The sequence below is a fragment of the Kribbella sp. NPDC051952 genome, assembly GCF_040680855.1.
Lineage (GTDB): Bacteria > Actinomycetota > Actinomycetes > Propionibacteriales > Kribbellaceae > Kribbella.
Window position 1 is genome coordinate 43,007 of sequence record NZ_JBFAXQ010000040.1, and the last position, 6,541, is coordinate 49,547.

Here is a 6,541-nt window from a genome sequence, read left to right on the forward strand (position 1 = left end):
TCACCCTCGAAGCGTCAGCACGATCAGTACGACGTTGAGCGCCGTGACGGCGGTTGCTACCAGGCATGCGGCGAGAGTAGTCGCACGACGGTTGACGAGGTCGCCCATGACGCGCCGGGAAGCGGTCAATCGGACCAACGGCCACAGGGCGCAGGGGATGCCGAAGCTCAGCACGACCTGGGAAACGACCAGTGCCCGGCTCGGGTCGATGCCGATCGCCAGGATGACCAGCGCGGGCACCAGGGTGATGAGCCGGCGGACGGACAGCGGGACGTGCCGCTTCCAGAACCCTTCCAGGATGACGGAACCGGCGTACGTCCCGACCGAGGAGGAGGCGAACCCGCTGGCCAGCAGGGCGAGCGCGAACAGCAGCGCCGGGAGTTGGCCGAGCCGGTCGCCGATCGCAACGTGAGCGGCGTCGAGCGAGTCGGCGCCGGTGCCCTTCAGCGCGGCCGCCGCGACCACGACCATGGCGAGGTTGACGGCGCCGGCCAGGGCCATCGCGATCGCCACATCCACGCGCGTGGCACGTAGAACGCGAGATTTGCCGCCGTCGGAGCGGATCGTCTTCCAGTGCCGGTCGGTGACCAGGGCCCCGTGCAACCAGATCGCGTGCGGCATCACGGTCGCGCCGAGCATGCCGGCCGCGAGGACGAGCGACTGCGTGCCGTCCAGCCGCGGGACCAGGCCGCCGACCACGCCGGCCGCGGAGGGCTCGGACTTGACCGTCGACACGACGAATCCGACCAGCACGACCGCCAGCAGCCCGATGATCGCCGCCTCGAACGGTCGCTGCCCGCGCTTCGACTGATAGATCAGCAAGGCGAACGAGACGACGCCGGTGATCGCGCCGCCGAGCAGCAGCGGGATCCCGAACAGCAGGTTGAGCGCGATCGCGCCGCCGACCACCTCAGCCAGGTCGGTCGCGACCGCCACCAGCTCGGCCTGCGCCCACAACCCGGTCGACGTCGACCGCTTGAAGTGGTCGCGGCACAGCTGCGGCAGCGTCCGGCCGGTCGCGATACTCGCCTTGGCGGCCAGATACTGCACCAGGACGGCCATCAGGTTCGCCCCGACGACCACCCAGCAGAGCAGATACCCGTACGTCGCCCCCGCGGCGATGTTGGTGGCGAAGTTGCCCGGGTCCACATAGGCGACGGCCGCGACGAACGCCGGTCCGAGCAGCAGGAGCCCGGACCGGTTCAGTTGCCGCCGCAGTGGCGCCGGTGCGTACATGGAAGCAGTCTCCATGACAGCACCGACAACGCAACACCCGTTCTGGTTTTGAGACAGGCTGGTTACAGCTAGGCGCCGGTGGTGGACGTGCCGAGCGTCTTGCTCGCCTTCGCCGAGGCGGCGAGCATCGGCGCGCCGATGTCCGCGAAGTCGAAGTTCATCGACAGCAGTACGTCGTCCAGGCCGGTGAACGCGAAGTACACCTCGAGGCCTTCCAGCGCCCCGGAGTCGGCCGCGAACCGGACCGCGACCGGAGCGGTCCCGGTCTTCGGCGCGGCGACCTCGGTGACCGTCATGGTCGAGGATCCGGCGCCCGAGATGGTCAGTTTGGCCTTGGTGCAGGACTTGATCGCGGTCTTGATCACGGCCAGGTGGGCAGCCGTCGCCTTGGCCGACGGCATCGCCTCGAGGGTCTGCTCGACGAACGGGCCGTTCTGGCCGCCGGAGAATCCGCGCGTCACGGCGACCTTCGCGCCCGGCGACTTGTCGGCGTTGAACAGCTCGACCAGCTTCGCGCACTTCGGGTTCGACGACGACAGCTTGGTCCCGTCGTCACCCCCGGCATCGGGGTCGATCGCGAACCCGGGCTGCAGATCCGGCAACGCCAGCAGGGCCTTGGTGAGCGCGGCCTGGGTCCGCGGTGCGGGCGCGGCCGGCGTCACGGATGGCTTGCTGGCGGTTGCGGTGGGGGTCGGCGCCGGGGTGGTGGCCGGCGCACTGCTGGTCGAGGTGCTCGGTGTGGCCGAGTTGGTTTTGGAGTCGTTGCAGGCGGCCAGACTCACGGCGAGACCGGCCGCGACGGCAACGGAGACGAAAGGTCGCATGAGAGATCTCCCCCAGGATCAGGCACCTTCCGGCGCGTGAGGGAGGAGCCTATCCACCCGGGAGCGGTCGCGACGAGAGTCTTTCGGGCAATAGGTGGTAGACCGCAATCAGGTCGCAATCAAGCCGATCGCGCCGCTCAGTTGCCGGTTCAGGCCCAGGAGAAGGCGATTTCCAGGGAGACCTCGACGGTGTTGTCGCCGGGGGTGATGGCGATCGCCGCCGCGTCGAAGCTCTTGCTGGCGTTTCGCGCCGCCCGGAGAATCGGGTGGTGGCCGGAGGTTTCGCTGACCGAGGTGACCGAGCCGAGCGAGTAGCCGGCCAGCGCGGCGAGCTCCGCGGCCTTCTCGCGGGCCTGCTGGAAGGCGAGCTCACGGGCCTGGACGAGCAGTTCGCTCTTGTCCTCGATGTCGAACTGGAGCGCGTTCAGGCCGAGGCCGTTGCCAGCGGCATCCACCGCCGCGTTCAGCAGCCGGCCGAACCCGGTCAGGTCCTTGGTCGTCACGGTCAGCTGATGCGAACCGCGGTACGCCCTGTCCGTCTCCTTCTCGCGGTACTCCTGGAAGACGTTCACCGTCGTGGTCCCGATATCGGCGGCGTCGACCCCCTGCTCCCGCAACGCCGCAGTCACCGCGTCCGTCTGCTCCGCCACCCGCGCCACCGCAGACGCCACATCCGGCGCAACATGCTCGATGCTGAACGACACCCGCAACACATCCGGCGCCGCACTGACCTGTCCCGACCCGACAACCCGCACGCCAGTCTCCATAGCGGCCAGTTTGGCATCATCTGGTGTCGGTTTGGGTGTCACTCTGGCGTTGCACACTGCACCATCGACCTCTGATCGCCCAAGGAGACTCAGATGCGCAGCCGGATCCTCACTTGCACCGCTCTCGCCGGTGTCCTGCTCACCGGATTGACCACCGCCGACGCGACCGGGAAGGACTCCGGTGTCACGCGCGCGTTCGAAAAGACGGACCGGAGTACGGCGTGGTCCCTGGTGGAGCGGATTCCGTTGAAGTTCCCGACGTACCACCCGCAGGGGTTCGCGCTGGTGGGGGATCTGATCTTCCTGTCCAGCGTGGAGGTGCTGGAGGCGCCGGTGAAGTATCCGGTGCCGGTGGACGGGTACGACCGGACGCCGGGCAAGGGGATCGGGCACCTGTTCGTGCTGGATCGGCAGGGGAATCTGAAAAAGGACATCCGGATCGGCGAGGGTACGGCGTACCACCCGGGCGGGATCGACTACGACGGGCGGAACGTGTGGGTGCCGGCGGCGGAGTACCGGCCGAACTCACGGGCGATCGTGTATACCGTCGACCCGAAGACCTACCGGGTGACTGAGCGTTTCCGGGTGAAGGACCACGTCGGGGGAGTGGTCCGCGACCAAACCACCGGTCAGGTGCACGGAGTCAGCTGGGGATCCCGCACCCTCTACAACTGGACCCCCACCGGCCGTCAGCTCGACGTCGCCGCCAACGAGTCCCACATCCTCGACTACCAGGACTGCGACTACGCAGCCCGCGGCAAGCAACTCTGCGGCGGCGTGACCACCCTCCCCGGCCCCAACAACACGACGTACGACCTAGGCGGCCTCGCCCTCCTGGACCTCCGCACCAACCGCATCCTCCACGAGATCCCCTTCCCAGCCTTCTCCCCCACCACCAACCACAACGCCACCCGAAACCCAGTAGCCCTGGAAACAACCGCCACCAAACTCCGCCTCTACACCGCCCCCGACGACGGCGAAGACCCCCAAGGCACCGAACTCCAAATCTACGAATCCCCCCTCAGCTAGGGGTAACGGCCTGAGCGCTGTCCAGTAACCGGCCAGCCCACCCGACGCTCTTCGTCGCCTCCGAGGCTGACACGGAGCCCGCCTGGTACTGCGACTTCGACTTGAGCTTCAGCAGCCGGGACAGCGTCGAACTGCTGTCCCGGCCGGCAGAACCAGAGCCCTTCAACTCCGCGACCGCCTCCGCGTGGTTGTCGGACTTCTCGGTCCGGCCGGTCAACGCAGGACAGATCGCGTCCTTGGAGTTGATGCCAGAGGTCACCGCATTCGATGCCGCGGCGTTGAAGAGTTGGAGATCGTTCGTCAGCTCGGCCGCTTCGAGAAACTCGCGAGCCTTTGCCAGGTGGGCTCGGGCTTCGTCGAGTGAGGTCACTAGCCGGCCTTTCGGTTGAGGGTTTGCTGGGGTGTGGTGCCGGTGATGGGTACGGCGTCGCGACGCAGTTCGGTGACGAGGCGCTCGCCGTGACTGATGAGTTCCTGAACCTCTTGTGCGCTGTACTCGACGACTTCGCACGAGTTGCCGGACCAGAGGCTTGCGTGTGCCGCCAGTGTCTCGACTTGTTCGAGCCAGCGCGGGTCCGATTCGTCGACCTTGTCGGGCCGCACGATCAACAGGTCGAGATCGCTGTGAGCGTCGCCTTGCCCGCGGGCGGTCGAGCCGAAGAGCCAGACAGCTTTCGCTCGCAGCTCCCAGGTCTCCGCTTCTGCCTTGATGCGCTCGAGCAGAACGTCTCGGAGTCGCGCCAGGTGATCAATCGCCTGATAGGCAACGTGATTCCGGTTGAGGGTGTAGAGCCGCGCACGGCCGGCCGGCTCCGCGATCACCACGCCGTTGCCGACGAGATCATCCAGAACCTTCTGTACGCCGCTCGGACTGGCCGGTGCCCTTAGCAACGACGTCACCGCACGTCCGGTCAGCGGTCGCCCGGTGCGCGCGAGCACGCCGAGGACCCGCCCGTGCAGCCCAGGGATCACACTCGACACCGGCTCGGGGAACTGCACCGCCGTCACCTCCGATTGCCCACTATATCAAGCATATGCCCACTTTTCAGAACATAGCTCAGCTAGCGCGGCGGATTATTCGGGCTGGGATGTTGTGGTGGTGGCAGAGGGACAGGAGGGCGGTGCCGTCTATTAGTTGGAGGGGCTTGCCGGTGGCGAACTGGTAGCTGGTGGGGCCGAAGCCGCTGGTGGTGATGAGGATGCCTTTGGTGGCACCTCACACCTCTCTCCATCGAGGTAACGGTGCAACCACGCTGTGCGACCGTTGTGACGGAGAGTTGGTAAGGACATTGCTTGCCGTCCACCCCTTGTTTCCTGCCGCGCGTGCACTTGCAGAGGCTTTTGACCGCGGGGAGCATGACAACCATGAGCCTTCCGTCGTACGCGTCCGGGGTGTCCGAGGTCCCGTTGCTAGGCGAGACGATCGGCGCCAACCTGAGACGGACGATCCACGAGTACGGCGATCGGGACGCGCTGGTGGAGGTCCAGACCGGAAGGCGCTGGACGTACGACGAGTTCGGCGCCGAGGTGGAGTTGGTCGCGCGCGGGCTGATGGCGCGGGGGATCGCGAAGGGCGACCGGGTCGGGATCTGGGCGCCGAATCGCGCCGAGTGGACGGTCACGCAGTACGCGACCGCCCTGATCGGCGCGATCCTGGTCAACATCAACCCGGCCTACCGGACGCACGAACTGTCCTATGCCTTGAACCAGTCCGGCGTCCGGCTCCTGATCTCCGACACCGAGTTCAAGACCAGCAACTACCGCGGGATGGTCGACGAGGTTCGCCCGGACTGTCCGTCGCTGGAAGAGACGATCTACATCGGCACCGGCGATTGGGACGCGCTCAGGGACGACGCCACTCGCATCCCGGTGGACGAATTGCACGACAGGGAAGCCGAACTGGCCTTCGACGACCCGATCAACATCCAGTACACCAGCGGTACGACGGGCTTCCCCAAGGGCGCGACGCTCAGCCATCACAACATCCTCAACAACGGCTTCTTCGTCACCGAGACGATCGCCTTCACCGCTGAGGACAGGCTCTGCATACCTGTGCCGTTCTACCACTGCTTCGGAATGGTGATGGGCAACCTCGGCTGCACCACCCACGGTGCCTGCATGGTGATCCCGGCCCCCGGATTCGATCCGGCCGCAACCCTGAAGGCCGTGCAGGACGAACGGTGCACCGGGTTGTACGGCGTACCGACGATGTTCATCGCCGAGCTCGGACTGCCGGACTTCGCCGAGTACGACCTGACCAGTCTGCGGACGGGCGTGATGGCCGGATCGCCTTGTCCCGTTGAGGTGATGAAGCGGTGCGTCGCGGACATGCATATGGCCGAGGTCGCGATCTGCTACGGCATGACCGAGACCTCGCCGGTGTCGACGCAGACCCGTCGCGACGACGACCTGGACCGGCGTACGTCGACAGTCGGCCGGGTGATGCCTCACGTCGAGGTGAAGCTGATCGACCCGGTCACGAGCCTCGCCGTACCGAGGGGTGAGCCGGGCGAGCTGTGCACCCGTGGGTACTCGGTGATGCTCGGCTACTGGAACGACCCGGAGAAGACCGCCGAGTCGATCGACCAGGTGTACGCCGTGAACGAGTAGCGACCCAGCAACGCGCCTTCGGCGATCGCCCGCACGCACTCGGCATCGGGGGTCGGCAGAGCGAACGCGACCGAC

General features: G+C 66.8%; 7 protein-coding genes and 1 pseudogene. 2 read left to right on the plus strand and 6 right to left on the minus strand.

What is annotated here, in order from left to right:
- The 3 genes from AB0L70_RS39160 to AB0L70_RS39170 form a co-directional block, all read right to left on the minus strand.
- The gene (locus AB0L70_RS39160) at window positions 1-1,236 is read right to left on the minus strand and encodes an Nramp family divalent metal transporter (RefSeq protein ID WP_363691969.1); all 1,236 of its coding nucleotides are present in this window, start codon (window positions 1,234-1,236) and stop codon (window positions 1-3) included.
- 68 nt (window positions 1,237-1,304) lie between these two features.
- Window positions 1,305-2,060 carry a hypothetical protein gene (locus tag AB0L70_RS39165; RefSeq protein ID WP_363691963.1) on the minus strand — a complete coding sequence of 252 codons (756 nt, stop codon included), beginning with the start codon at window positions 2,058-2,060 and terminating at the stop codon, window positions 1,305-1,307.
- Between the two features lie 149 nt (window positions 2,061-2,209).
- Window positions 2,210-2,827 carry an SIMPL domain-containing protein gene (locus AB0L70_RS39170; RefSeq protein WP_363691964.1) on the minus strand — a complete coding sequence of 206 codons (618 nt, stop codon included), beginning with the start codon at window positions 2,825-2,827 and terminating at the stop codon, window positions 2,210-2,212.
- A 93-nt stretch (window positions 2,828-2,920) separates the two neighbouring features.
- Between AB0L70_RS39170 and AB0L70_RS39175 the strand changes: the two genes are divergently transcribed.
- Window positions 2,921-3,856 carry a DUF6454 family protein gene (locus tag AB0L70_RS39175; protein WP_363691965.1) on the plus strand — a complete coding sequence of 312 codons (936 nt, stop codon included), beginning with the start codon at window positions 2,921-2,923 and terminating at the stop codon, window positions 3,854-3,856.
- Here AB0L70_RS39175 and AB0L70_RS39180 read toward each other — a convergent pair.
- The 3 genes and pseudogenes from AB0L70_RS39180 to AB0L70_RS39190 all read right to left on the minus strand — a co-directional run.
- The gene (locus tag AB0L70_RS39180) at window positions 3,849-4,226 is read right to left on the minus strand and encodes a hypothetical protein (protein ID WP_363691966.1); all 378 of its coding nucleotides are present in this window, start codon (window positions 4,224-4,226) and stop codon (window positions 3,849-3,851) included. The genes AB0L70_RS39175 and AB0L70_RS39180 overlap by 8 nt on opposite strands.
- Complete coding sequence (locus tag AB0L70_RS39185; protein WP_363691967.1) at window positions 4,226-4,855, minus strand: nucleotidyltransferase domain-containing protein; 630 nt, start codon at window positions 4,853-4,855, stop codon at window positions 4,226-4,228. The genes AB0L70_RS39180 and AB0L70_RS39185 overlap by 1 nt, the downstream gene beginning before the upstream one ends.
- 58 nt (window positions 4,856-4,913) lie before the next feature.
- A pseudogene (locus AB0L70_RS39190) lies at window positions 4,914-5,060 on the minus strand (restriction endonuclease); the annotation flags it as partial.
- A gap of 161 nt (window positions 5,061-5,221) precedes the next feature.
- On the opposite strand from AB0L70_RS39190, the gene AB0L70_RS39195 reads away from it, so the two are divergent.
- Window positions 5,222-6,466 (plus strand): AMP-binding protein, encoded by a 1,245-nt coding sequence (locus tag AB0L70_RS39195; protein WP_363691968.1) that lies wholly within the window; start codon window positions 5,222-5,224, stop codon window positions 6,464-6,466.
- Window positions 6,467-6,541: the final 75 nt, after the last annotated feature.

Excerpts from the sequence above, each read along its gene's own strand:
- AB0L70_RS39175 (WP_363691965.1), top strand. The coding sequence starts at position 2,921 with ATGCGCAGCCGGATCCTCACTTGCACCGCTCTCGCCGGTGTCCTGCTC.
- AB0L70_RS39195 (WP_363691968.1), top strand. The coding sequence starts at position 5,222 with ATGAGCCTTCCGTCGTACGCGTCCGGGGTGTCCGAGGTCCCGTTGCTA.
- AB0L70_RS39170 (WP_363691964.1), bottom strand. The coding sequence starts at position 2,827 with ATGGAGACTGGCGTGCGGGTTGTCGGGTCGGGACAGGTCAGTGCGGCG.
- AB0L70_RS39160 (WP_363691969.1), bottom strand. The coding sequence starts at position 1,236 with ATGTACGCACCGGCGCCACTGCGGCGGCAACTGAACCGGTCCGGGCTC.
- AB0L70_RS39165 (WP_363691963.1), bottom strand. The coding sequence starts at position 2,060 with ATGCGACCTTTCGTCTCCGTTGCCGTCGCGGCCGGTCTCGCCGTGAGT.